Genomic DNA, 25045 nt, shown 5'->3' on the forward strand with positions numbered 1-25045 from the left:
CCAAGAAGTTTTTTCTAAGACAAGATGCGTTTGATAATGCGTAGTTTGTGCGAATACCGCTTGCGCTCGCGGTGGTAAATGCCGTGGTGGTCCAGGGGGTCTATGCGCACTTCGCCGGAGGCATGAATGATTTTCTGGTCTTCCAGCACAATGCCCACGTGAATGATGCGGCCTTCATCATTGTCAAAAAAAGCCACATCGCCGGGACGGGCCTGGCTCACGAAATGGACTTCATGGCCGTGCACCACCTGCTGGTACGCGTCTCTCCTTAGTTGGTGGCCGCATACGCCGTACACCTGCTGCACAAACCCAGAGCAGTCAATTCCGAACACCGATTTCCCACCCCACACATATGGGGCTTTCAGAAACTGAAGGGCAATCTTCTGCAGAAAATTCTCGCGGTACGGCAAGGCTGGGTTTGAGGCCCGACCGTTGTACACCAGCCGCTCTTCTCCCACTCTCAGGTTGATTCCGTCAAAAAACGGCAGCACACTTCCCAGGCCAATTGGTGTCACGCCGTCTGGCCCACTCACGGTCTGGATAAGATCCATGGACCGTGGGTGCTTCACGTCAAGCCATTCCTGAAAATAGGCTTCTGTTACGGTGAAATGCTGTTTCAGGTCAATCCAGCCTTCATAGTCATCCAGAGCGTTGCGCACCTGCAGCCATTTTTCCTGGGTCTGGAGCACTTCATAGCACTCGCCAAACACCAGCTGCGAAATCTGCTCGCTTTTGTCAGAAGGTTCCCGGCGTACCGGCACCAGGCTCAGTTTACAAATCCCGAAGTTCAAGGTCGTTTATTGTGCTAATTGATGAATGTGCTGATGTGTTATTTGAATGCTGAAGCAATTTCTGAATTTCTGGGAGAATATCTACAAGGCAATTCCGTTTTCGGGCTCATTTCTGGAAATGGAGCCGAAAACAGGGAGTTGTTATTATTAATTGTTTGCCCTATTCAACATCATTTGCCAACCGCGGATTCTCCCCTTGAGGGGAGCGTAGAGGGGTGTTTGTGGCAGCGAGAGTAGCTCTGCAGAGAGATTTTTACCCTGGAGAGCATATCACAAAAGTGATTTTTCACGCATATCGTCCCCCTTTGAAGGGGGTTGGGGGATGATTTACATTGAAGATAAAATTCATTCCCGCGAATCGTTCTAAATCGTTCCATTCCTGAAGCTGATGTTTCTTCCACGTGCTTGATCATCCCCCTACCCCCTTCAAAGGGGGACGAAATGCGTGGTAATCAAGAATGCGGAAGGGCATATGCGATACGCCCCTACAGAATGCAATGCGTAAATCAGCAGAAGGTAACAGCCCTAAAACGTTCCTCAAGGGGAGAATCTGCGTTTAGTTACGGTCTGTTATGTTCGCCCACATGGTCCTTTCAGGATGACAAAAAGTGGTATAATATCAGGAAAACAATTCCTAATTCTTAATTCCTAATTCTTGATCCCTAATTAAAATCGCTCTCTCGCCATTTCACGTTTCACGTCGCGTTCTTTGATGTCTTCGCGTTTGTCATAGAGTTTCTTGCCTTTGGCCAGGGCGATGTCTACTTTGGCGAAGCCGCGGTCGCTGATGAAGAGACGCGTAGGGATGATGGTGACGCCTTGTTCCGTGATACCTTCCCGCAGTTGCTTGAGTTCGCGTTTGTTGAGCAGAAGTTTGCGCTCACGGGTGGGTTCATGGTTGTAGTGCGTGCCCTCAGTGTATTTGGAGATGGTGGCCTGCAGCAGAAACAGTTCGTTGCCGTTGAACACGCAGTAGCCGTCGGCCAGGTTTACGTTGCCTTCACGAATGGATTTTATTTCGGTGCCTTTGAGCATGATGCCCGCCGTGTATTTGGCCAGGAACTGGTATTCATAGGAAGCCCGCCGGTTAGAAATGTTCACCGATTTCTGGAGCCTGTCTTTGTCTTTCGCTTTCGCCATTTAGGATTGTCTGTGCATCAAAAGTGCGCGTAACTTCTCTTTTTTCAAAATCTTCTGCCCGGTTTGGCCGGTGGCCACCAGCCTATCGCCCGCTTTCACCTGAATTTCGCAGAGCAACTGATTGCCTTTCAGTTCCTGGTAAACAGCCGTTATGTGCAAGGTTTCGCCTAAAAATGCGGGGCTTTGGTGGTCAATGTGCAGCATGGTGCCAATGCCTTCCTCGTCCTCCTTTATCATCTCCAGCACAAACAGGCGACTGGCCCATTCCATGGCCTGCGCTAAGGCAAATGTAGAGCAAACGTTATGCACCAAACCGCTCTCAAACTGTGCGAAATCTGCCGGAGTAACCGTTTTCTGGTACGTTTTAATATCGCCGGTCTTGAAAAGCTGCTTCATGGTGCCAGGGCTTGGGCCGCGAAGTTCATCAAATTTTTAAACCAAAACAGCCTGGCCCCACACATTTGCGCTGGGCCAGGCTGTTTTTATCCTGAGAGATACCTTAGTGGCTTCCGGCGGAACTGCCTTCTTCCTGGCCGCCGTCTTCAGAACTTACGCCGCCTTTGCGTCCGCCGCCATCAGAAGTCACGCGTAAGTTTTGCGCAATATCTGAGGTGTCACCGTTGATGGGCTCGTTGGTGGAGGCTTTGGTATTGCTGGTCTCCGGTTTGCCTAGTTTCTCGTTGCGGTCGTCTCGGTTTTTATTGGTTTCGTTGGCCATCGTTTTGTCAGGTTAAGTTTGAATACTTTTCTAACAGATACGGCGAAATTTCATCTTTAGATACCTAACCAACTTTCTTATACTTCATAAAAGCTGTTTTCGGCTTCATTTCTGAAAACAAGCCAAAAAACGGAAATCTTAATAGAAGAACAGGTACGCCAGCAAAATAGCCGCAATCACACCGGCCAAATCAGCGAGCAAACCGCAGGTGAGCGCATACCGCGTCTTGCGCACGCCCACCGACCCAAAATACACCGCCAAGATATAGAACGTAGTCTCGGTGGAGCCCTGAATGGTAGAAGCCACGCGGCCCACAAACGAATCTACGCCGTAGGTGTTCAGCGTTTCCACCATGAGTCCACGGGCCCCGCTTCCGCTCAGCGGTTTCATGAAAGCCACCGGCAACGCTTCCACAAAATCTGTGTTCATGCCCGTAAAACTGAAAAGATAGCCCAGCCCGTCCACCAGCATGTCCAGCGCGCCCGACACCCGGAACACGCCAATAGCCACCAGAATAGCCACCAAGTACGGAATAATGGTGATGGCCGTGGAGAAACCCTCCTTCGCTCCTTCAATAAAAGCCTCGTACACATTCACTTTCCTGACCAATGCCAAGGCAATAAACGACACGATGATGGTGAACAGAATCACGTTGCTGGCTACCTGCGAAATGATACTTATCTGCTCCTGACTAATGGTGCTGAAATAATAAATCAGCCCAATGATAAAGAGCAAAACGGTACCCAGATACGCCAGAATCACGGGGTTGAGCAGGTTAATACGCTGGTAAAGTGCTACGGTAATCAAGCCCACCGTAGTGGAGAAAAACGTGGCCAGCAGAATAGGAATGAAGATATCTGACGGGTCTGCCGCGCCCAACTGCGCCCTGAACACCATAATACTGATGGGAATAATGGTCAGGCCCGACGTGTTGAGCACCAAGAACATAATCTGCGCGTTGCTGGCCGTTTCCTTCTCTGGGTTGAGTTCCTGCATCTCCTTCATGGCTTTCAAACCCAAAGGCGTAGCCGCGTTGTCCAGCCCCAGCATGTTGGCCGAAAAGTTCATCAAGATAGAACCGAACACCGGGTGATTCTTAGGCAATTCCGGGAACAGACGGTTGAAGAACGGCCCCACTAACTTCGCAAATATGGCGATGATGCCGCCCCTCTCTCCCACTTTCATCAAGCCCAGCCACAGCGTCATCACGCCGGTGAGGCCCAATGAAATCTCGAAGCCGGTTTTGGCGTTGTCAAAGGTGCTGGTGACCATCTTCTGAAAAATCTCGATGTCCTGGAAAAAGATAAGCCGAAAAAGCGCAATGCAGAACGCGATGATGAAAAACGCCGCCCACAGATAATTTAAGACCATTGAAAAAAAGGTTTGCTAGGTTGGGTAGAAAGGTTGAAGTGCGGAAGATACACATCTGCCTCAAAAAAACCGCCGACCTGTAATAAGACCGGCGGTTTTGATAGGTAAATTTACTAAAGGAGATATTTCTCACGAGGAAAAAAATGCGTTTCTGGCCTCGTTTCTGGAAATGAAGCCGAAAACGGAAACCGAGAAATCCCCTCTCCCCCAGGGAGAGGGTTAGGGTGAGGGTGTAAGCATTTCAATTAAAGGTTTACTCCAAAATTTCTCCCTCATCCTAACCTTCTCCCAGAGGGAGAAGGGACGGGGCCGTTGCGTTTTCAGCTTTATTTGCAAAACAGAGCCCGAAAACGGAAACACAAGCCTTGCCTTTACACCAACTCCGCCAAACGCTCCACGCCCAAACCAATTTTGCCGTTGGGGCGCATGATGCCGTTTTCAATGGTAAATCCACCAGAAACCACGTCACGGGCCAAATCCAAACTTCCGTCTAAGTCAATGTATTTGGTGTTGGCGCAGGAGAAGGCGGCGTGCAAAGCGGCGCTGATGCTCACAATGCTTTCATCGTTGCAACCCCACATCAAATCAATGTCTGAGAGGTTGGCCACGGTGGCAATCTGCCGCGCTGCGTACACACCGCCGCACTTCATCAATTTAATGTTGAAGATGCCGCAGGCGCGCGGCGCAGATGCCAATTTAAACGCATCATACGGGCTCAGCAATGATTCATCGGCGGCTACCAGGTCTTTCACGGCGGCGGGCAGGGCGCGTAAATCGTCAATGTTGGCAGCTTTGAGCGGCTGCTCAATCAATTCAATGTTAAGATTAGCAGACCGGGCGCAGAAGGTTTCCAGGTCAGTGGCGGTGTAGCCTTGGTTGGCGTCAATCCTGATGGTGACTTTCTGCCCGAACACTTCGCGCAACTTCACCAGACGCTCCAAATCCTGCTCCACGGTTTCGCCGGTTTTCACCTTTAAATGCGTAAAGCCACGGCCCACGTATTCCTCGGCTTCCTCCACTGTTTCGGCTACATTTTTTATCCCGATGGTGATGCTGGTGGGCAGTTCTTTCAATTGCTGGCCTAAGAAAGAAACCAGTGGCACGCCCAGGTACTTGCTGAACAAATCATGCAGGGCAATATCCAGCGCGGCGCGGGCGGCGGGGTTCTTTGGGAATTTAACGGCCAGTTCCTCGCAGAGCAATTGGTACTCGCGCAGGTCGCGGCCTTTGAGCCATTCCAGATTCTCGGGTTGCAGGGCGGCCCAGGTGGAAGACAGCGCCTCGCCCACCACTTCTTTGCTGGGGTTGCCAGCACCAATGCCGGTCAACCCGTTTTCGGCCACCAGTTCCACCAGCACATTCTCTACCGCAGAAACAGTTTTAAACGCGATGGTGTACGGACGCGTGAGTTCTAAATCTGCTTTCCAGACGTTGATTTCTTTTATCTTCATACGGCGGCTTCTTCCTTCACTACCACTTCTTTCACCAGGTCAATGATGCGGTCCACGCCGTCTTCCAGCGGAAGAATTACCGGCAGATTCAACTCGGCTTCATATTGCTGTTGGTAGGCGCGGGCTTCCTCCAGAGAAAGTCCGGCGGTATTCAACGTCACGGCAATCACTTGGGCGCCATAGAGTTCTATCAACTGAATCTCCGTGGAGATGGGTGGAATCTTGATGCCCATCGTTTCATTGTCATCGAAGAAAATACGGGCAGGCGCATGCTGCAACACCACGTATTTCATTTGGCCAGACACCAGATATTCAGAGCCACACGGGCCGCTGGGATTGCGCAAAGCCGCCTGACCTTCCACAAAAAATACGTCGGGTTGGTGCTCTTCATAGCTGGCCAACAGCGCGTGCTCCAGTTCGCCGGACACGAAATCATTGTAGGTAGAATCCAGGATGAAGCCTTTGCCCCTGCCCTGCATCCAGCCGGTTTGGCCGGTGAAAATCATTTGGGCTTTGAGACCAGCGGCCTCGGCGGCTTGGGTCAAAAGGCGCGTGGTGGTGCGTTTGCCCATGCGTACATCGGTTCCTAGCACGGCCACGCGCGGGGCGGGCAGGTCTTTGATTTTACCGGTCCAGAAATGGAGTTCGCTCTTGGGTTTGGGCTTGCGCACGTCAATTATTTGCACGTTGTGTTGCTTGGCGAGGTCCGCCAAATCTGGCATGTCAGAGATGTACTCGTGTAGACCGCTCACAATGTTGATGCCGTTTCCCATGGCTTCGGCCACGGTGGTTTTCATGGTGGCGGGCAGCTTGCCGCCCTTCGGGGCGATGCCCACCAGGCAGTATTGCGCCGTTTCCGGGCTCTGTTTCAGAAACGAAGCCAAATCTGGGTACACCGGAATGTTGCGATGGGTACCGTCTACCACCTCGCCGGCGTCTTTGCCCGCCGAGACGTGGTCAATAACGCCAATGATGTTGTAGCGCTCTGTGCCCCTGATAAGGCCATGGGCAGTTTTGGCGGGATAATGATGTAAGAGCCCGTCGGTGAGAATGATGGCATTTCCGTCCATAATGGTAAAGAGGTTTAGGGAATAGCGTTTGGTTTCGTTAGTCAGGTTGAATTTGAATTATAAAACAGCTCCATGAAATACTGCCGGTTTGGGTTCGCCCAGTTTATAGACAAAGCCATTCACAATAGCGTATTTCACAGCGCCAGAAGCGTCTTTCAAGATAAAGTTGGCTTGTTTCTCCAGGGCCAGGCTGTGGTTGGCGGTTTGGTTGGCGGCCAGCAGGTTGAGCGGTAAAAGCGTGGGGTTCAGGTTGGCCAGACGGTTGGTGATTTTAACGGTGGTGTAGCCTTCGGCCAATAAAGTTTGGGCACGTTCCCAGGTCAGTTCACTCACGTCCTTCAGCGGGGTGGGAAATACGTTGCCGGGATGCATGGTGAGTCCTTGACCGTCCAGTTCCTCGTAGCCATAAAACACGCGCATGTCACCAATCTCTTCCACGGAGCTGCGGCGGTAAAAGCCATCGGGTAGTTGCGCGCTTAATTCGTCTCGATTAATACCAATGTCCATAAGTGTGTCGCGGTTTTTGTCCTGGTAGCGCACGTTCCGGATTACCAGGTCAAAGAGGTTGCGTTCGTTCTGAGGAATTTTGAAATAGTCTTCCAGTTTATACTTCTCGTAGCCTTTGTTCCCAATCAGATGCAGAGCGCTCAAAATGGTGGCGAAGTTGAGTTGCCGAATCACCTGTTTCTCAGGGTCGTTTTGGTAGCCGCCCGATTCAATCAAGATGACGCTGGTTCCCCATTTCTGAATATTATCACCGAAGGCGCGCGGTTCATGTTCATCTGAATATTTTGCCACGTGGCCCGGAATCAATTGCTGCAAGCCTTCATTCATGCCCACAATGGTGCGCATGGCGCGGTCCCGCACGGGGTTCACCGTCTGGGCGAAGTCAAAGGCCGGGGCCAGAAACGAAATAGTAGCTGGTTTGGCGGTGGCGCCCACGGTGTAATAGCGGCTCTGGTCATGCAGGTTAAACCCGAATTCGGGCTTCAGGCTTTGCTGCAGGTTTTTGAGCAGGCGCGCCTCGGGGCTCTGCAGCCGGAGCGCATCGCGGTTCAGGTCAAGGCCCAGCGCATTGCGGCGCGTGAAAACCTCGGCTCCGTCTGGGTTGAGCATGGGCACAAAGTACAAGGTCAGGTTCTGAAGAATTTCTTGCACCGTGCCTTCCAACTTGCCGGGGTTCTGCAGCAGCTTGAACAAGTCAAACAGCGCCATGGTGGCCGTGGCTTCATCGCCGTGCATCTGCGACCACAGCAACACCTTGGTCTGGCCGGTGCCTATTTTCACCAAGTAAATATCCCGGTTCTCCACCGACTTCCCGGCCACCTTCACCTCAAACCGCGGTTCCTTGGCCAGGTTCCGGAGCAAGGGCACCACGTCTTTGTGCTTGAACCTACGGTGCTGCAGGGTGGGTTCTTTGTGGTTCACATGTTCGTCAAACGCCAGCTTGGCCACCTGCGCAGGCGCCACGGTCTGGCACTGTGCCGCCGGAAGTGTCATGAAAAGAAAAATGTATAAAAGTAGTTTCCTCATAAACTCTGAAGCCAGCATTTAGCCACTTTGTTTTGGTCCTGTGCATTTCCTCTTTTCTAGAGTTCGCCCAAAGCTGCGGTTAATGTAAGCACCTATTTCGGCTTACGGAAATGAAATTAAAATTTTTAACGTAAGTACTGAGACTTTTCTCAAAGAAAGGCTTTTTGAGTAATGAATTTTGGGTTGGGTCGGAAACAAAATTCCTGTTTTCGGGCTCGTTTCTGAAAATGAAGGCAAAAACAGGAATTGGCACAGACACTCGCAGGAACTGCGCACACTACGAGGTCTTTTGAGCAACAGCAGTCGGAACCTCCACCCTAGAGACAAGGCAGGGCCTTGTCTCTACCACGCATTTCAAATTTCCGTTTTCGGGCTCATTTCTGGAAATGAAGCCAAAAACGGAAACGCAGGAAACAATTATCAGACTTTTAATCTGGGGTCTGGGCTGGCGTATTGGGTGGTGAAATCTCCGGCCAGGTATTGAAAATGCGCAGACATGGCAATCATGGCGGCATTGTCGGTGCAGTATTCAAAGGCGGGGAGGTACACGTTCCAGCCGTACTTTTTAGACGCTTCCTGCAAAGTGGCGCGCAAACCAGAGTTGGCCGAAACCCCGCCGGCAATGGCAATTTCTTTGATGCCGGTTTCCTTGGCTGCCAGGTGCAGTTTCTTCATCAAGGTTTGAATCAAGGCACTTTGAATGCTGGCGCAGATGTCGGCTAGGTTCTCTTTTATAAAATCTGGCTGCGCGGCACTGTTCTTCTTCACGAAGTTTAAAATACTAGTCTTAATTCCGCTGAACGAAAAATCATAGCCGGGCAGGTTCACAATGGGGAACGTGAATTTAGTTGGGTCACCGGTAGCGGCCAGTTTGTCTAGCATTGGGCCGCCGGGGTACGGCAAGCCCAGGAGTTTGGCAGATTTATCAAATGCTTCGCCCACGGCATCATCAGTGGTTTGGCCCAAAACTTCCATGTCTAAGTGGCTTTTCACCAGCACAATCTGGGTGTGGCCGCCGCTCACGGTCAAACATAGGAACGGAAAACTGGGCGCGGGTTCATCAATAAAATGGGCCAGAATATGCGCCTGCATGTGGTTCACCTCAATTAATGGCAGGTTCAGGCCCAGCGCGAAGGACTTGGCAAACGAACAGCCTACCAACAGCGCGCCTAAAAGTCCGGGACCGCGGGTAAAAGCCACCGCATCTAATTGGCTTTTTGCTATATTTGCTTTTTGCAGCGCCTGGGAAACCACGGGAATGATGTTTTGCTGGTGCGCCCTGGAGGCCAACTCCGGCACCACGCCACCGTATTGCTCATGAATAGCCTGGGTAGCCACAATGTTAGACAACACCCGTCCGTTTTGAATGACAGACGCAGATGTTTCGTCACAGGATGATTCAATCGCTAAGATAGTAGGGTTCATATTCCGTTGGAGACGCACGACCAAGAGACGCAAAAGGTACAGAAAAACTACCCCAAAGGTATAGCAAAAGGGCTGTTAAAAATAATCCTGGGCTTGGTTATCTTGGTGGTGCTGTTGGTGGGAGGCTTGGCCATTGCGCTCCGCTTCCCGAAGGTGCAGACGCGCATAGCCCAGAAAGCTGCCTCCATCTTATCTGAAACCATCAACCACAAAGTAACCATCGCCCGCGTTGACATAAAGTTCTTCAGTACCGTGGTGCTGGATAGCGTGCGCGTGCTGGACCGCCAGAACAAAACCCTCTTTTTCATTGGCCAAACTGAAGCCGATATTGGTTTCTTCCGGCTCTTCACCTTTGATAAATGGCGAATTCCGGTCACGGAAAACAAAGTATTGGCTATCCCTTACCTTCGGCTTGATGCTAACCGCCTGGACATAAACACGCTCACGCTCACCAACCCAGAGGCTAATCTGATTCAATACAAAGGCTCAGACTCTTTGAACATGAGCACGTTCATCCGGTCATTGGGCAACCTGATCACGCAAGACACCGCGCAAGACCAGCAGCCTTTCAAATTCATGATTGATGCGCTGGAAATTAAGAACGGGCACTTCACCTACCATGACTATAACCTGCCGTTTACTGACTACGGCCTTGACTATGACCACCTGGATTTAGAGCGCATCAACGGCCGTTTCTCAGCTATTGACATTAAAGGTGACACCATTCACACCCAAATCACCGGCCTTACGGCGCAAGACAAAAAATCAAAGACGTTTCTGAAGCGTCTGGACACCAAGATGGTCTACGCCCCCACCTTTTGGGAATGGGGCGATTTGAACCTGCGCGTGAACAACAGTCATCTGGCCAAGTTTGTCCGGTTTGACTACAACCGCTTCGGGAATTTTGTGGACTTCAACGACAGCGTGCACGTGACCGCTGATTTTGACAGCACCTACGTGACCTCAGATGACATCTCCATGTTCAATGACGCGCTCAAAGGGTGGGACGAAAAAGTACTGTTATCGGGGAAAGCCAAAGGTTGGGTCAATAATTTCCGGGCGCAGGACGTGGACATAAAATATGGGCAGTTCACTCATATTAAAGGCGATGTGAGTGCCCGCGGTTTGCCAGATTTCAAGAACACGTTCGCAGATTTGGAACTGGAAGCCAGCACCATCAATGCCCGTGATTTAAAGAAGTTTATTCCGGCCCACGCGTACCCTATCTCCTCTAGGGCGGGCACCATTAAACTAGAAGGCGCCTTCATAGGCTTCTACAATGACTTTGTGGCCAACGGCAAGTTTGACACGCCCCTGGGCAAACTGGTGTCAGACATCAACCTGAAATTCGACAAGAAAAACGCCAATCACTCTTCTTACAAAGGCTATCTGCAGACGGCCGGGTTTGACGTGGGCGGATTATTAGGTGACAGAAGCGTGGTCAAATCAGTGTCCATGGACGGGCGCGTGCAAGGCAGCGGCTTCACCTTGAAAACCGCCAAACTGCACGTTGATGCGCGCATCAATTCATTGCACTTATATGACTATCGCTTCCGGAACATGGTAGTTGACGCCGACCTGAGCCGCGAGACGTTCAGTGGTGATTTCAAGATCAATGATCCCAACCTGGCCATGAACGCCTCCGGTACCATTAACCTGCAGAACAACCAGCAGATTTTTGACCTCAACGCCAACATCAGAAAAGCAGACCTTTTAAAGTTGGGACTCACTGAACAGCCTCTGGTCATCCAAACCCAGGCAGATGTGGATTTCACAGGCATTGAGCTTGACAAAATTGCCGGGCTGGCCAAATTCAAGAATTCTAAAATACAGTATGAAGGCCGTGAGGTAGCCATTGACTCCCTCACCATTGAATCACATTTCCATGATGGCATACGCGAACTGCACGTGGGTTCTGAGATACTGGCCTTGCGGGCGGGCGGAAACTTCAAGTATTCCACGTTTTTCAAAGACCTGCAGACGCTGTACGAGGAATACCGCCTGAACCTCCAGAACAACCCGCTGGCCATTGAGAACTACTACCGCCGCAAACCGCTCATGCCGCCTACGGCATACGAAATTGAGTTAGATGTGCATCTCAGGCAGATTAATCCGTTGTTGAGAACCTTCGCCCCTTCTGTTTCCATCTCAGATTTCACGCGCCTGGAAGGTTCTTTCCGGAATGGCCCTACCACCATTCTGGAACTGGTGGGCTTGGTAGATACGGTAAAGGTGGATGATAACCTGTTTTACCAGAACCGCGTGGAACTAACCTCTTCTAAGCTTTGGAACAGCCCAGACGTGCTGGCCAATGCCGTGGTTACCTCTGAGCGGCAAGTGTTGGGCAGCGCCGGTGCCACCGAGAATCTGTATGTGGAAGCCGTGTGGAGCGAGCGTTTGATTAATTTTTCCAGCAACATTGCGCAAACCGGCACCACCAACAGAGCCAACATCAGCGGAAGCGTGGCTTTTGAGGAAGACAACATACGCGTGGTGTTCAACCGGTCCAACATCAATGTGCTGGAGAAAGTCTGGACCATTTCGCCCAATAACACCATTGTGTTCGCCAACGGGGCCATACGCTTTGACAATGTCACTTTCTCTAACGGGCCGCAGAGCATCAATCTGTTCGGGGTGGTGTCGCGCAATCCCAATGACCAGCTCACCATCAAACTCACCAATTTCACCCTTGATAACCTCAACCCGCTGCTGACCACTAAAATCAACGGCAACCTGAACGGCGAGGTCCAGCTGAAAGACCTGTACACCGAGATTCACTTCTCCTCCAAACTGGCCGTGGACTCGCTGTTGGTGGACAACATTTACATTGGCAACGTGGCGGGCAACACCATCTGGGAAAGCGCCCTTAACCGCATGAACGTGGACTTGGGCATTTCCCGCAATGAACAAAAAGTGTTGACCCTCACTGGCGCCTTCAACCCCAAAGGCGGCGACCAGGAACTGGATTTACTGGCCGTGATGGATGATGCCCAAATCAAACTGGTGGAACCGCTGCTCAAAACCATTATGTCAGACATGGGCGGTACCATGGACGGGCGGGTGCGCATTTCCGGCAGGCTCTCCGGCCCTGTCTTAAAAGGCTCCGTGCTGGTCACCGACGGTTCTTTTGTCTTCAATTACCTCAAAACCAAATACTTCTTCTCTGACCGGGTATATTTCACAGAGAATGATATTTCTTTCAGGGACATAAGGGTAAGAGATATTTACAACAACACGGCCATCTTGAACGGCGGCATTTTCCATAACGGGTTTGATGATATTGTGCTGGATTTGAAGGCGCGGTTCAACCGGTTTATGGTGCTCAACACCACCCGCAATGACAACCCCTTGTACTATGGCACCGCCTTCGCCTCTGGTGACATGACTGCTTTGGGCGCCGTTTCCAATTTAGAGGTCAAAATCAACGCCCGCAGTGAGACCGGTTCCAGCATATTTATCCCGCTGGACAACACCACCTCATTGGAGCGGCAGAATTTCATCACGTTCAACAGTGAGAACCCCGCCGTAATTGACACTGTGAAGACCGTGGCCCAGGTGGTGCAGAAATCTGTGGACCTGAGCGGCATTAACCTGGACTTTAACTTGGAGGTGGATGAAAACGCCTACATAGAATTGATTTTTGACGAACGCACCGGGGACATCATCCGGGGCCGGGGCCGGGGCAACATCAGAATGGTCATTGACACCCGCGGCGAATTCTCCATGTACGGCACCTATGAAATTGTGCAAGGGCGCTACAACTTCACCATGCTGGGCATTGTGAACAAAGAATTCAACGTGCGTCCCGGTGGTACCGTAACCTGGAACGGCGACCCGCTGGACGGCAACTTGCGGGTGACGGCCACCTACACCCAACGCGTGTCCCTGGAGCCCATTCTGGGAAGCTCTGCCCAGACAGACGCAGAAAGACGAAATGCCGCCCAAATACGGTACCCAGTTACAGCGGTGATGGACCTGGATGGCCCTCTCACCACCCCCCAAATCAGGCTGAACCTAGAATTCAATGACACGCCCAACCTGCTGGAAGACCGCTTGAGCAGCTACCTCAACCGCATCAGAAATGATGAACAGGAACTCAACCGGCAGGTATTTTCGCTGCTAGCCTTTAAACGGCTCACCGATGAAGCCGAATTCCAGGTGGGCTTGGTAGGCGATTTAGGCAGCAGCGTGGGCGAACTGTTCTCCAACCAGCTCAGCTACTGGCTCTCCCAGATTGACAATAACCTGGAAGTAGACATTGGGGTGAGCGGCTACGGCGACCAGGCCTTTAATGACGTGCAGCTGCGGTTGAGCTATACCTTTTTGGAAGGCCGCTTGCGCATAACCCGTGAGGGCAGCGTGAACAACACCCAGTATGGCCCCAATGGCCGTACCAACACCATTGGAGATTTGTCAGCGGAGTACTACATCAGCAAGAACGGTCAGTTACGATTACGGATCACGCACCAGACTACGCCGCGCGATTTCGCCAATAACATCACTACCTCCAGGCAGACGGTGAGTGTGCTGCACCAGGCCAACTTTGACAACTTCAAGGAGCTGTTCAGCCGTAGGCGCTTAAGCAGGAAAGCACGCCAGGTGCAGGAAACCCAGACCCCGGTTGTCTCTGATGATGAGCGCACGCCCGTGTTGCCGGTGAAAAAAGAATAGCCGTTTTTGGCCTCATTTCCGGAAATGAGGCCAAAAACGGAACCCTACCCCTGCATGTTCTAAATAAATGCATATTTTTGCAGCCACACACCTCTATGGCTAAACCGCTCAAACATACGCGTAAGAAAAAGCTGGGCAATTACCCGCACACCATGGTGATCTTCAGCATTACCCTGGCGCTTTTTGTGATAGGCCTGTTTGGCTTGCTCCTCATCCATGCCAAGAAACTCTCAAACCTGGTCAAGGAGAACATTGAAGTGCAAGTCTACCTGGACCGTGACATCACGCCCTTGGAGGTGGAGAAGCTGAAAAAGACGCTGGCCCGCAAAGAATACATTGCCTATCATGCCTCTGAGCCGCAGGTCACGTTCTTCTCCAAAGAGCAGGGCGCCAAAGAATTCATTGAAGAAAGCGGCGAAGACTTCCTAACCTTTTTGGGCGAAAACCCGCTGCGCGATGCCTTTATTCTGCGCGTAAACCCAGAATTCGCCACTTCAGCCCAGCTTAAAAAAATAAAGCATGACCTGCAGAACACTGTGGGAGTGTACGAAGTGGAATACGTGGAGAGCCTGATTGACTCCATCAACCAAAACCTGAACAAGCTGAGCATTCTGTTGATTTCCTTCGCCGGAATTCTGGTGCTGGTGGTGATTATTCTGATTAACAACACCATTAAATTGGCGCTTTTCTCCCAACGGTTCTTAATCAGGAGCATGCAGTTAGTGGGCGCCACTTCGTTTTTCATACAGAAACCCTTCTTGAACCGGGCCATTTTTCAGGGTATTGTGAGTGGCTTGCTGGCCGCTGGGCTTTTGTTTGGCTTGCTGCAGTATGTGTACCATGAGATGAGCGAACTCTACCTACTCCGTGACGAAAAACAAATCATGCTCTTGCTGGTGGCGCTATTGGTGCTGGGCGGCGTGCTGGGTTTCCTGAGTTCCTACCGCTCCGTGAGAAAATACCTCAGATCCTCTTTAGACGATTTATATTAAGCTATACCCTATATGGAAAATCAGAACCGGACGCCCTTTGCTTTTGGCAAGCGCAATTACCAAATCATGTTGCTGGGCCTGGCAGTAATGGCCATTGGTTTCATTTTAATGGCAATGGACTCTGAGCCGTACGGGTATGGTTTCTTAGGCCTCACATTAGGGCCAATTGTGCTGATGGTGGGCTTCATCATTCAGTTCTTCGCCATTTTTGCCAAACCCCGTAAAGACGTTTAATGGATATCTGGCACGCCATCATCCTCGCCATTGTGGAGGGGCTCACTGAATTTCTGCCGGTTTCCTCTACCGGACACATGGTCATTGCGTCCAGCCTTATGGGCATCAGTGCCTTTGAGTTCACCAAGATGTTCACGGTCACCATACAGTTTGGGGCCATCTTGTCTGTGGTGGTGCTGTACTGGAAACGGTTCATCAATTCCTTTGACTTCTACAAGAAACTGCTGGTGGCGGTAATTCCGGCGCTGGCCATTGGGTTCATGGTGAAAGACGCTATTGACGCCATGCTGGAACGCGTAGAGATTGTGGCCATCAGTTTATTGGTGGGCGGCGCGATCCTCATCTTCGTGGACAAATGGTTCACAGACCGGGAAAACCCCGTGACCACGCCAAGTTACAAAAATGCGCTGGTGATTGGCTTGTTCCAGTGTTTGGCCATGATTCCGGGGGTTTCCAGGTCAGCATCCTCCATTATTGGCGGTTTGACCCAGGGCATGACCCGTAAATCAGCGGCGGAGTTCTCATTCTTTATGGCCGTGCCCACCATGTTGGCTGCTGCTTCCTACAGCGTGCTCAAAGATCTGCTGCATCTGGAAATTTCTGATGTGGTGATGTTTAACATACCTAAAATTCAGGAAAGCTTTGCCGCCATCACCACCCAGGAATGGCAAGCGCTGGCAATAGGCAATGTGGTGGCCTTTTTGGTAGCCATGGCCGCCATTAAGTTCTTTGTGGGCTTTCTGACCAAGCACGGCTTCAAGCTGTTTGGCTATTACCGAATTTTATTGGGGCTGGTGATCCTTATCTTATTAGCCCTGGGCGTAGACATTCAATTAGTGTAATGCAGGAAGAAGCTTTGTATGACTTTGAGGCAGGCGCCATCCTGTTATTGGACAAACCGTTAACCTGGACGTCTTTTGACCTGGTAAAGAAAACGAAATTCGCGCTCAAGATTAAAAAGATTGGCCACGCGGGCACTTTAGATCCTTTGGCCACCGGCTTGCTGATTATGTGTACCGGTAAATTCACCAAACGCATTGAGGAGATCCAGGCCCAGGAAAAAGAATACACCGGGCAACTGGTTTTAGGCCACACCACACCTTCGTTTGACCTGGAAACCGAAATTGACAGCACCTCTCCCACGGAGCATCTCACCGAGGCCGACATCAAAGCCGCCGCCGCTTCTTTTGAAGGCGAAATAGACCAGGTGCCGCCCATCTACTCGGCAGTGAAAGTGAACGGACAGCGCGCCTACAACATCGCACGCAGTGGCGGGGAGGCCGATATTAAATCCAAACGAATCACCATCAAAAGCTTCGAGATTACCTCCATGGAAGGCAATATGGTGTCTTTTAAAGTGGTTTGCTCCAAAGGAACCTACATCAGAAGCCTGGCCCGTGATTTAGGCGAGAAGCTGGGTTGTGGCGCGTATTTATCTAAATTAGTCCGCACGCGCATTGGTGACTATCGCCTGGAAGATGCCATGAACCTGGAGCAATTGCAGGCGTTGCGTGACCAACTTATACCCCAGAATGAAGGTCATACGGGAGCTTAGCCAATTTCCAGAGTTGTCTGGCGCTGTGGTCACGTCGGGTACTTTTGACGGAGTACACGTGGGGCACCAGAAAATCCTGTCAAGGTTAACGGAGGCGGCGCGCCAAAGCAACGGGCAAAGCGTGGTCCTCACCTACTGGCCCCATCCGCGCACGGTCCTAAACCCCGAAGATGATTCACTGCGCCTGCTTTCTACCATTGAAGAACGCATTGCCGCCCTGGAACAACTGGGAGTCGACTACTTGCTGATATTGCCCTTCACCAAAGAATTCGCCCAACTCAGTTCTGAGGAATACATCCAACAGATTATTTTAGACACGCTGCACACCAAAAAACTGGTGATTGGCTATGACCACCGCTTCGGCAAAAACCGCGAGGGTGGTTTTGACTACCTGCAGCAGAACGCCGCCCGGTACGGCCTGGAGGTGGAGGAAATTCCCCGCCAGGACATTGACGAAGTAGGCGTAAGCTCCAGCAAAATAAGAACAGCCCTGGAGAAAGGAGAAGTAGCCACGGCTGCCCGTTATCTGGGTAGGCCCTATTCCTTATCAGGAACCGTGGTGCAGGGCAGGCAACTGGGCAGAACCATTGGCTACCCCACGGCCAACGTGCAGGTCTCTGAAAAGCTCAAATTGATTCCGGCGCAGGGCGTGTACGCGGCCAGGGTCACCACCCGCCAGGGCGAACACAAAGCCATGCTCAGCATTGGTACCAACCCCACCGTCAACGGAACGCACCAGACCATTGAAGTGCACCTTTTTGACTTCAACCAAGACCTGTACGGCCAGGAAATCACCATTGCATTTACCGCCTACCTCAGGCCCGAGGCAAAATTCAACTCCCTGGAGGAACTCACCCAACAACTGCACCTGGACCAACAGAATGCCTTACACCTGTTAGGATAAATTTACGAATTCCGTAACTTCACCTCAGACTTTCACGAAAGAGATAGCGGGGCAGGCAGTCTAACCAGGTTTGGGTTTGTTTCATTCAACTCCACAGGCATGTTCAAAAGCATTCTTTCTGTTCTGGGCGGCACCGCCCTGGGCGTGTTCACCATTGGCGTCATTCAATACCTTGGGTCGCAGGTGTACCCGTTGCCCGCCGGTTTAACGTCCAATGATTCAGTGGCCATGGCTTCTTACCTGGAGCAGGCCCCCGCTGGCATGTTGTTGCTGGTGCTGCTGGCCTATGCCTTCGGTTCTTTCTTTGGCGGTATGCTGGGTGCGCGTTACGCACCTGGTAAACCTATCGGTCATGCTTTGGCGGTCGGGATTATCCTGCTCTTGTTCGGGATTACGAACCTCTGGATGATGCCCCACCCCATCTGGTTTGTGGTGGCCGCCGTGGTGGTCTTTGTGCCCATGGCTTTCTTTGGCGGCATGATGTCCTCTAGGAGAATTCCTTGATTTTACCTTTCCGTTTTCGGGCTCATTTTCAGAAACGAGCCTAAAAACGGCTTTTCCTATTGCATTCCATTCTACTATCTATATTTCTATGATCAATAAAGTAGTACAAGACGCCGCCGCCGCCTGCCATGACATCCCTTCAGGGGCCACGCTCATGCTGGGCGGGTTCGGGTTGTGCGGTATTCCCGAGAACTCCATTAATGAACTGTTGCACCTGGGCGTGAAAGACCTAACCTGCATCTCCAACAATGCCGGGGTAGATGATTTTGGCATAGGTTTGCTGCTGCAGCAGCGCCAGGTGAAGAAAATGATTTCCAGCTACGTAGGTGAGAATGCCGAATTTGAGCGTCAACTGCTGTCCGGAGAGCTGGAAGTGGAACTGATTCCACAGGGCACCCTAGCCGAAAGAATCAGAGCCGGCGGCGCCGGAATCCCAGCGTTTTTCACCCCGGCCGGCTACGGCACCGAGGTAGGTGAAGGCAAAGAAAGCCGCGAATTCCACGGCAAAATGTACCTCATGGAAAACTGGCTCAAGGCCGATTTTTCCATCGTGAAAGCCTGGAAAGGCGATACCGCCGGTAACCTCATCTACAAAGGCACCGCCCGCAACTTCAACCCCATGATGGCCACCGCCGGCCACATCACTATTGCCGAGGTAGAGGAATTAGTGCCCGTGGGCGAATTGGATCCCAACATGATCCATACGCCCGGCATTTACGTGCAACGCATCTTCCAAGGCAAAGACTACGAGAAACGCATTGAGCAACGGACGGTGCGTTCCTAGTCTTCACATCTCCAAATTGATAAAAATAGTATGCTAGATAAACACGGAATAGCGAAAAGAATTGCCCAGGAAGTAGAGGACGGGTTTTACGTGAACCTGGGAATAGGAATACCCACCTTGGTGGCCAACTATATTCCCGAAGGAATGAACGTGGTGTTGCAGTCTGAAAACGGGCTGTTGGGCATGGGCCCCTTCCCTACTGAGGACCAGGTGGACCCAGATTTGATTAATGCGGGCAAGCAGACGGTGACTACTTTGCCCGGCTCGGCGCTGTTTAGTTCAGCGGAGAGCTTTGCCATGATCAGGGGCGAGCACGTGCAGTTGACCATTCTGGGTGCCATGGAAGTTTCTGAGCGCGGCGATATTGCCAACTGGAAGATTCCGGGCAAGATGGTGAAAGGCATGGGCGGCGCTATGGATTTGGTGGCCTCGGCCAAGAACATTATTGTGGCCATGCAACACACTTCCAAAGACGGACAATCCAAGCTTTTGAAAAATTGCTCGCTGCCCATCACCGGCCTTAACTGCGTGAAGAAAATTGTGACAGATTTGGCGGTGTTGGAGGTAACCGCAGAGGGCTTTAAACTGCTGGAGCGCGCACCGGGCGTGTCGGTAGAACAGATTCAGGCTGCCACTGAAGGGAATTTAATCATTGAAGGCGACATCCCGGAAATTATAGTCTAGCTTTTTTCGTTCTAGAAGACGGCGGAACAGGTCCGTTTTCGGGCTCATTTCTGGAAACGAAGCCAAAAACGGAAAAATACCGGGGACTGATTTGGGAACCGTATCTTTGCGTATTATTTCGTCTAGATTTTCGCCGGAAACACCAGGCCATCACGGGCGCTAAGTCAATTTTTACGTGCCCCCAATCCTTTACTTATGAGTGAAACTACAGAACATAAATTAATCCTTCGGCCCCTCACCTCCGCCGACTACAAAGAGGTGAAACAGATTATGGAACTGGTCTACACCACCATTGGCGGCTCCTGGACCAGTAAAGAGTTTAACTCGCTGCTTAAGCGCTTCCCAGACGGCCAATTGTGTATTGAAGACAAAGGCCGCGTGGTGGCCGCCGCGCTGAGCTTAATTGTTGATTACTCTGAGTACGGCGACAAGCACACCTATGAAAAAATAACCGGTGGCGGAAAGTTTGACACCCATGATGATGACGGCGACACGCTGTATGGAGTTGACGTTTTTGTACACCCAGAATACCGCAACCTACGCCTGGGCCGCCGTTTGTATGATGCCCGTAAGGAACTCTGTGAGAATCTGAACCTGCGCGGCATCATCTTAGGTGGCCGCATACCGGGCTACAAAGAGCATTCAGACAAGATGACGCCGGGCAAGTACATTGAGCAGGTCCGGAACAAGGAAATCTACGATCCGATCCTCACCTTTCAGCTCAGCAATGGCTTCCACGTTAGAAAGATCATTAGAGGCTACATGCCCCAGGACAAGGAATCTAAAGCCTATGCGTCTTTGCTGGAGTGGATTAACGTGTACTATGAAGAAAAGGAAACGCTGGTAGGCGGAACCAAGAAAGTGGTGCGTATTGGCGTGATTCAGTGGCAGATGCGCCAGATGAATTCCCTGCAGGATTTTGAGCAGCAGCTGGAGTTTTTCGTGGACACGGTGAGTTCTTACAAGGCAGACATGGTCTTGTTCCCCGAGTTCTTCAACGCGCCTTTGATGGCCCTCACTGATGAAAAATCGCCCTCTGCAGCCATCAGAAAACTGGCGGAATATACAGATGGCATTCGGGAGAAATTGATTCACCTGGCGCTTTCTTACAACATCAACATTATTGCGGGCAGCATGCCTGAGTACATTGAGAACAAGTTGCACAACGTAAGCTACCTCTGCCGAAGAGACGGGACTTATGACAAGCAATACAAGCTGCACGTAACGCCAGATGAAGCTCACTATTGGGGAATGCGCGGCGGAAATAAGCTGAATGTGTTTGACACTGACTTCGGGAAGATTGGTATTTTGATCTGCTATGACGTGGAGTTCCCGGAACTGGCGCGTATGCTCTCTGACCAGGAAATGAAAGTCTTGTTCGTGCCTTACCAGACAGATACCAAGAATGCGTATCTGCGTGTTCGTCATTGCGCCCAAGCCCGCGCCATTGAAAACGAGTGCTACGTGGCCATCACAGGCAGCGTGGGTAACTTGCCGCGCGTGGAGAACATGGACATCCAGTATTCGCAGTCAGCGGTGTTCTCGCCGTCAGACGTGGCGTTTCCGCATGATGCCATCATTGCCGAGGCCACGCCCAATACGGAGATGACATTGATTGCCGATCTGGATCTGGACTTGCTCAAAGACCTGAACACCACCGGCAGCGTCCGCAACCTGCGTGACCGTAGAAAGGACTTGTACAACCTGAGCTGGCTGCACCAGAAAGAAGACGATTTAACCGAGATTTAAGCAAAAAGAGAGGGTGCCCAATGGGCACCCTCTCTTTTTTATTGGATTTTCCGTTTTCGGGCTCATTTCCCGAAATGAGCCCGAAAACGGAAAAATGTTTACAGAATTCCTTTCCGTGAATCTTTAATCAAGGCCATAGTTAACCCAAGCAAGCCACCAATCAAAGCACCTAGTAATAGATGCAAGTTGCGGTTTGGGCCCGTCGGCCATTTGTGCGGTACGAAGCTGTTGACAACCTGCAGATTATCTACACGTTTTAACTGCCCTTCAAAATTGGTGCGTTTCTCCAGAATTTCCACGCTCTGCCTATATAGATTGGTAGGGTCTACGGCACTGCCATACACAAATCCAGAACCAGACGCTTTGGGATTAGCCACCGTGGTTCTCAGGCTGTCAATGGAACGTAAGTCCAGGGTCAGTTTATCTATGAACGTCTGCAGGTAATCACGTTTAATGGTTTTCATCCGGTTAAAATACGGGTTTGTTTCCACGTAATTCACAATGCCAACTTCCAGTGAGTCAAACAAGTTGTTTTGGTAAGAAGTCACCTGTACCCCAAACGGACCTCCCAACAACACGCTGTCTTCAGGCACCCGGTGGGCGTCAATGTTGAAGAACTTGATAGATTCTATCTGCTCTGCCGAAGCCTCACTTATTTTCAAGGTTTTGGAGAGTGCCAGGGTGTTGCCTTCCTTCACCATCACCTCCAGATTTTTAATAAGGCCTTCCACAAAATCATTGCGAAGTTCACTGAGCACCACCGTCATGGATGAGGTGTAGGTGGGCCTTTGAAGTTTAAAAATGGCGTAGGCCGCGCAGGCACCAAAAAACGCGATCCCAGCTACCAGCACCCAGTTACGGAGCGACGAGAAAAATGCCCGTTTCACGCCCCGGAAGATTGCCAGGAAAAAACTTTCAATCTTAGCGAAGAAGTACCTCAGGTCAATTTCATCATCTGCTTTACCAGATGGTTGTTTTGTGTCATTCATAAAAACGTACCAAAGAATAAGGGAACTGCTTGGTGGCCAATATCCAGAATACTTGGATGTTACCCCAAAAATTATGCTTTATTTAATCAAGATGTAAGAGACACGCTTGTTGGTTCACTGTGCCAATCCAGGCTTTCATAGACCTGGGTGATTCCCTGTTTTAACTCAATGGAATACTGCCAGCCAAGGGTAGTCAACCTGATCACGTCTAATAGCTTTCTGGGGGTGCCATCTGGCATAGAAGTATTGAAGACCAATTCCCCTTGAAAGCCAGTCACTTCCTTAATAAGCAGAGCCAGGTCTTTTATGGAAATATCTTCTCCGGTGCCAATGTTAATGGGCTCAGCGCCGTTGTAGGTTTGCATCAGGAACAGACAGGCGTCGGCCAGGTCATCGGCGTGCAGGAACTCGCGTTTAGGGTTGCCGGAACCCCAGATTTCCACTTGCTGGAGGCGCTGCTGTCTGGCTTCATGAAACTTTCTGAGCAGCGCGGGCAACACATGCGATGTCTGCAGGTCATAATTGTCATGATAGCCGTACAGGTTGGTAGGCATCACGGAGATAAAATTGCACTGGTATTGGCTCCGGTAAGCCTCGCATAGTTTGATGCCCGCAATTTTGGCGAGGGCGTACGGCTCATTGGTGGGCTCTAAATACCCAGAGAGCAAATATTCTTCTTTAAGCGGCTGCGGTGCCATCTTGGGGTAAATACAGCTGGAGCCCAGAAATAATAGTTTCTTGACCTTGTGCTGGTAACTCTGGTGAATGATGTTGGCCTCAATAAGCAGGTTGTCATAGATAAACTCGGCCTTCTGCGTGTTGTTGGCGTGAATGCCGCCCACTTTGGCCGCTGCCAGAAACACATACTCCGGCTGTTCCTCGGCAAAAAAACGTTCAACGGCCGCCTGGTTTCTGAGGTCTAGTTCAGCCGAAGTTCTGAGGATGAAGTTATGAAAACCAGCCTCCTGCAACTTTCTTAACAGGGCTGACCCTACCATTCCGCGGTGGCCGGCTATGTAAATTTTGGCGTTCTTCTCCATGTTAGCCCTATTCTTTGTACTGTAATACTTTGTGACCGCCCTGCAGCAGGTAAGAATCGCGCTCAAACAACTTAAGGTCGGCGGCCATCATGTCCTGCACCAAGCCCTTGAGGTCATATTCGCGTTCCCAGCCTAATTTCTCCTGGGCTTTGGAAGGGTCTCCTAAGAGCAACTCAACCTCTGTAGGTCTGAAATAATTGGGGTCTATGGCTATTACTTCTTTGCCAACCGGCAGCTGGTAGTCTGGGTGCTGGCATTTGGCAATTTTGCCAACTTCCTGTACGCCTTCGCCCTCAAAAGCCAGCTCAATGCCCACCTCCGCGAAGGCCATCTTCACAAAATCGCGCACGGTGGTGGTCACGCCAGAGGCAATGACAAAATCTTCGGGGGTTTCCTGTTGCAGCATGAGCCACATGGCCTTGACGTAGTCTTTGGCATGACCCCAATCGCGTTGGGCATTCAGGTTGCCTAGGTAGATTTTGTCTTCCAGGCCCAGCGCAATTCTGGCGGTTCCGCGGGTGATTTTTCTGGTGACAAAGGTTTCCCCCCGCAACGGAGACTCATGGTTGAACAAGATGCCGTTCACCGCAAACATTTGGTAGGCTTCGCGGTAGTTGACGGTAATCCAGTACGCATACATTTTGGCCACCGCATACGGAGAACGCGGGTAGAAAGGTGTTTTCTCAGACTGCGGCACTTCCTGCACCAAGCCGTATAGCTCAGAGGTAGAAGCCTGGTAAATTTTTGTTTTTTGCTCCAGCTTAAGAATCCGGACGGCCTCCAATAACCGCAGCGTACCCAAGGCGTCTACGTTGGCGGTGTACTCCGGCATGTCAAAACTCACCTTCACATGAGACATGGCGCCCAGATTGTAAATCTCATCTGGCTGCACTTCCTGCATGATTCTGATGATGTTAGTAGAATCTGTGAGGTCCCCGAAATGCAGTTTGAACCGGATATTGCTCTCGTGCAGGTCTTTGTACAGATGATCAATGCGGTCTGTGTTAAAAAGGGAGCTTCTTCGTTTGACCCCGTGCACCTCATACCCTTTGCTCAGCAGAAGTTCTGCCAAATAAGCGCCGTCTTGCCCGGTGATGCCTGTTATTAATGCTTTCTTCATTCTGTAATGTCACACAGCTTTGTGCGTTGAGCCAAAATTAAGGGAATTAATTCCAACTTTTACCTTTTAAATTAGGAGAGAATTCCCGCGCCCACCCAGGCTAGGTATTTTTATGGTCTGTGGCTGAACCAAATGTGTTAAAATGCCTGTGATCCAGAAAAACCCCGGTTGAAGGCCAGCCTTGGGTTGCTTTCCAAAGTGACAAAACCGATTGGTGACAAGCCAATACTATCTTAATCAACCTCTAAATGCGGATTTTATTTGAAAACCTTTCCCTGATTTTTGCCACTCACGCCGTTCTTAAACTTTTAGTACCTTTG

General features: G+C 51.0%; 22 protein-coding genes. 10 read left to right on the forward strand and 12 right to left on the reverse strand.

The window, feature by feature from the left end; genetic code table 11:
• Positions 1–14: 14 nt before the first annotated feature.
• The 9 genes from IMY23_RS05555 to tsaD form a co-directional block, all read right to left on the reverse strand.
• Complete coding sequence (locus tag IMY23_RS05555; protein ID WP_225986418.1) at positions 15–791, reverse strand: C40 family peptidase; 777 nt, start codon at positions 789–791, stop codon at positions 15–17.
• Between the two features lie 666 nt (positions 792–1457).
• Positions 1458–1931: an SsrA-binding protein SmpB gene (smpB, locus tag IMY23_RS05560; protein ID WP_192821131.1), complete on the reverse strand. Its 474-nt coding sequence runs from the start codon at positions 1929–1931 to the stop codon at positions 1458–1460.
• Positions 1932–2327 carry a thioesterase family protein gene (locus IMY23_RS05565; RefSeq protein ID WP_192821132.1) on the reverse strand — a complete coding sequence of 132 codons (396 nt, stop codon included), beginning with the start codon at positions 2325–2327 and terminating at the stop codon, positions 1932–1934. It lies immediately after the preceding gene.
• A 103-nt stretch (positions 2328–2430) separates the two neighbouring features.
• On the reverse strand, positions 2431–2649 hold the full coding sequence (locus tag IMY23_RS05570) for a hypothetical protein (RefSeq protein WP_192821133.1): 219 nt from the start codon (positions 2647–2649) through the stop codon (positions 2431–2433).
• 138 nt (positions 2650–2787) lie between these two features.
• Complete coding sequence (locus tag IMY23_RS05575; protein WP_192821134.1) at positions 2788–4020, reverse strand: nucleoside recognition domain-containing protein; 1233 nt, start codon at positions 4018–4020, stop codon at positions 2788–2790.
• A 371-nt stretch (positions 4021–4391) separates the two neighbouring features.
• A complete protein-coding gene (locus tag IMY23_RS05580; protein ID WP_192821135.1) occupies positions 4392–5471 on the reverse strand; it encodes a mandelate racemase/muconate lactonizing enzyme family protein in 1080 nt (359 codons plus the stop codon).
• On the reverse strand, positions 5468–6541 hold the full coding sequence (locus IMY23_RS05585; protein WP_192821136.1) for a DUF1611 domain-containing protein: 1074 nt from the start codon (positions 6539–6541) through the stop codon (positions 5468–5470). The genes IMY23_RS05580 and IMY23_RS05585 overlap by 4 nt, the downstream gene beginning before the upstream one ends.
• Positions 6542–6598: 57 nt before the next feature.
• Positions 6599–8041, reverse strand: a complete 1443-nt coding sequence (locus IMY23_RS05590; protein WP_192821137.1) for a M14 metallopeptidase family protein — start codon at positions 8039–8041, stop codon at positions 6599–6601.
• A gap of 453 nt (positions 8042–8494) precedes the next feature.
• Positions 8495–9499, reverse strand: a complete 1005-nt coding sequence (gene tsaD / locus IMY23_RS05595) for a tRNA (adenosine(37)-N6)-threonylcarbamoyltransferase complex transferase subunit TsaD (RefSeq protein ID WP_192821138.1) — start codon at positions 9497–9499, stop codon at positions 8495–8497.
• 6 nt (positions 9500–9505) lie between these two features.
• Here tsaD and IMY23_RS05600 point away from each other — a divergent pair, with 6 nt between their 5' ends.
• The 10 genes from IMY23_RS05600 to IMY23_RS05645 all read left to right on the forward strand — a co-directional run bounded on the left by IMY23_RS05600 (position 9506) and on the right by IMY23_RS05645 (position 21576).
• Complete coding sequence (locus IMY23_RS05600) at positions 9506–14170, forward strand: translocation/assembly module TamB domain-containing protein (RefSeq protein ID WP_192821139.1); 4665 nt, start codon at positions 9506–9508, stop codon at positions 14168–14170.
• A 95-nt stretch (positions 14171–14265) separates the two neighbouring features.
• Entirely contained in the window at positions 14266–15162 is an 897-nt protein-coding gene (locus IMY23_RS05605) for an ABC transporter permease (RefSeq protein ID WP_192821140.1), read from the forward strand.
• Positions 15163–15174: 12 nt separating this feature from the next.
• Positions 15175–15396 (forward strand): DUF3098 domain-containing protein, encoded by a 222-nt coding sequence (locus tag IMY23_RS05610; RefSeq protein WP_192821141.1) that lies wholly within the window; start codon positions 15175–15177, stop codon positions 15394–15396.
• Complete coding sequence (locus IMY23_RS05615) at positions 15396–16238, forward strand: undecaprenyl-diphosphate phosphatase (RefSeq protein WP_192821142.1); 843 nt, start codon at positions 15396–15398, stop codon at positions 16236–16238. The genes IMY23_RS05610 and IMY23_RS05615 overlap by 1 nt, the downstream gene beginning before the upstream one ends.
• The gene (gene truB, locus IMY23_RS05620; protein ID WP_192821143.1) at positions 16238–16951 is read left to right on the forward strand and encodes a tRNA pseudouridine(55) synthase TruB; all 714 of its coding nucleotides are present in this window, start codon (positions 16238–16240) and stop codon (positions 16949–16951) included. Before IMY23_RS05615 ends, truB begins: the two co-directional genes overlap by 1 nt.
• The gene (locus IMY23_RS05625; RefSeq protein WP_192821144.1) at positions 16929–17855 is read left to right on the forward strand and encodes a bifunctional riboflavin kinase/FAD synthetase; all 927 of its coding nucleotides are present in this window, start codon (positions 16929–16931) and stop codon (positions 17853–17855) included. Before truB ends, IMY23_RS05625 begins: the two co-directional genes overlap by 23 nt.
• 99 nt (positions 17856–17954) lie before the next feature.
• A complete protein-coding gene (locus IMY23_RS05630) occupies positions 17955–18359 on the forward strand; it encodes a hypothetical protein (protein WP_192821145.1) in 405 nt (134 codons plus the stop codon).
• Between the two features lie 88 nt (positions 18360–18447).
• Entirely contained in the window at positions 18448–19143 is a 696-nt protein-coding gene (locus tag IMY23_RS05635) for a CoA transferase subunit A (protein ID WP_192821146.1), read from the forward strand.
• A gap of 30 nt (positions 19144–19173) precedes the next feature.
• The gene (locus IMY23_RS05640; RefSeq protein ID WP_192821147.1) at positions 19174–19827 is read left to right on the forward strand and encodes a 3-oxoacid CoA-transferase subunit B; all 654 of its coding nucleotides are present in this window, start codon (positions 19174–19176) and stop codon (positions 19825–19827) included.
• 195 nt (positions 19828–20022) lie between these two features.
• The gene (locus IMY23_RS05645) at positions 20023–21576 is read left to right on the forward strand and encodes a bifunctional GNAT family N-acetyltransferase/carbon-nitrogen hydrolase family protein (protein WP_192821148.1); all 1554 of its coding nucleotides are present in this window, start codon (positions 20023–20025) and stop codon (positions 21574–21576) included.
• A 98-nt stretch (positions 21577–21674) separates the two neighbouring features.
• On the opposite strand, the gene IMY23_RS05650 is transcribed toward IMY23_RS05645, so the two are convergent.
• The 3 genes from IMY23_RS05650 to gmd all read right to left on the reverse strand — a co-directional run bounded on the left by IMY23_RS05650 (position 21675) and on the right by gmd (position 24725).
• Positions 21675–22565 carry a chain length determinant protein gene (locus tag IMY23_RS05650; RefSeq protein ID WP_192821149.1) on the reverse strand — a complete coding sequence of 297 codons (891 nt, stop codon included), beginning with the start codon at positions 22563–22565 and terminating at the stop codon, positions 21675–21677.
• Positions 22566–22651: 86 nt separating this feature from the next.
• Positions 22652–23605, reverse strand: coding sequence for a GDP-L-fucose synthase (locus tag IMY23_RS05655; protein WP_192821150.1), 954 nt, complete (start codon positions 23603–23605; stop codon positions 22652–22654).
• A gap of 7 nt (positions 23606–23612) precedes the next feature.
• Positions 23613–24725 carry a GDP-mannose 4,6-dehydratase gene (gene gmd / locus IMY23_RS05660; protein ID WP_192821151.1) on the reverse strand — a complete coding sequence of 371 codons (1113 nt, stop codon included), beginning with the start codon at positions 24723–24725 and terminating at the stop codon, positions 23613–23615.
• Between the last annotated feature and the right edge of the window lie 320 nt (positions 24726–25045).

Origin of the sequence: Rufibacter sp. LB8, assembly GCF_014876185.1 — a bacterium.
Taxonomy (GTDB): domain Bacteria; phylum Bacteroidota; class Bacteroidia; order Cytophagales; family Hymenobacteraceae; genus Nibribacter.

Excerpts from the sequence above, each read along its gene's own strand:
- smpB (WP_192821131.1), bottom strand. The coding sequence starts at position 1,931 with ATGGCGAAAGCGAAAGACAAAGACAGGCTCCAGAAATCGGTGAACATT.
- IMY23_RS05565 (WP_192821132.1), bottom strand. The coding sequence starts at position 2,327 with ATGAAGCAGCTTTTCAAGACCGGCGATATTAAAACGTACCAGAAAACG.
- IMY23_RS05570 (WP_192821133.1), bottom strand. The coding sequence starts at position 2,649 with ATGGCCAACGAAACCAATAAAAACCGAGACGACCGCAACGAGAAACTA.
- IMY23_RS05575 (WP_192821134.1), bottom strand. The coding sequence starts at position 4,020 with ATGGTCTTAAATTATCTGTGGGCGGCGTTTTTCATCATCGCGTTCTGC.
- IMY23_RS05580 (WP_192821135.1), bottom strand. The coding sequence starts at position 5,471 with ATGAAGATAAAAGAAATCAACGTCTGGAAAGCAGATTTAGAACTCACG.
- IMY23_RS05585 (WP_192821136.1), bottom strand. The coding sequence starts at position 6,541 with ATGGACGGAAATGCCATCATTCTCACCGACGGGCTCTTACATCATTAT.
- IMY23_RS05590 (WP_192821137.1), bottom strand. The coding sequence starts at position 8,041 with ATGACACTTCCGGCGGCACAGTGCCAGACCGTGGCGCCTGCGCAGGTG.
- tsaD (WP_192821138.1), bottom strand. The coding sequence starts at position 9,499 with ATGAACCCTACTATCTTAGCGATTGAATCATCCTGTGACGAAACATCT.
- IMY23_RS05605 (WP_192821140.1), top strand. The coding sequence starts at position 14,266 with ATGGCTAAACCGCTCAAACATACGCGTAAGAAAAAGCTGGGCAATTAC.
- IMY23_RS05610 (WP_192821141.1), top strand. The coding sequence starts at position 15,175 with ATGGAAAATCAGAACCGGACGCCCTTTGCTTTTGGCAAGCGCAATTAC.
- IMY23_RS05615 (WP_192821142.1), top strand. The coding sequence starts at position 15,396 with ATGGATATCTGGCACGCCATCATCCTCGCCATTGTGGAGGGGCTCACT.
- truB (WP_192821143.1), top strand. The coding sequence starts at position 16,238 with ATGCAGGAAGAAGCTTTGTATGACTTTGAGGCAGGCGCCATCCTGTTA.
- IMY23_RS05625 (WP_192821144.1), top strand. The coding sequence starts at position 16,929 with ATGAAGGTCATACGGGAGCTTAGCCAATTTCCAGAGTTGTCTGGCGCT.
- IMY23_RS05630 (WP_192821145.1), top strand. The coding sequence starts at position 17,955 with ATGTTCAAAAGCATTCTTTCTGTTCTGGGCGGCACCGCCCTGGGCGTG.
- IMY23_RS05635 (WP_192821146.1), top strand. The coding sequence starts at position 18,448 with ATGATCAATAAAGTAGTACAAGACGCCGCCGCCGCCTGCCATGACATC.
- IMY23_RS05640 (WP_192821147.1), top strand. The coding sequence starts at position 19,174 with ATGCTAGATAAACACGGAATAGCGAAAAGAATTGCCCAGGAAGTAGAG.
- IMY23_RS05645 (WP_192821148.1), top strand. The coding sequence starts at position 20,023 with ATGAGTGAAACTACAGAACATAAATTAATCCTTCGGCCCCTCACCTCC.
- IMY23_RS05650 (WP_192821149.1), bottom strand. The coding sequence starts at position 22,565 with ATGAATGACACAAAACAACCATCTGGTAAAGCAGATGATGAAATTGAC.
- IMY23_RS05655 (WP_192821150.1), bottom strand. The coding sequence starts at position 23,605 with ATGGAGAAGAACGCCAAAATTTACATAGCCGGCCACCGCGGAATGGTA.
- gmd (WP_192821151.1), bottom strand. The coding sequence starts at position 24,725 with ATGAAGAAAGCATTAATAACAGGCATCACCGGGCAAGACGGCGCTTAT.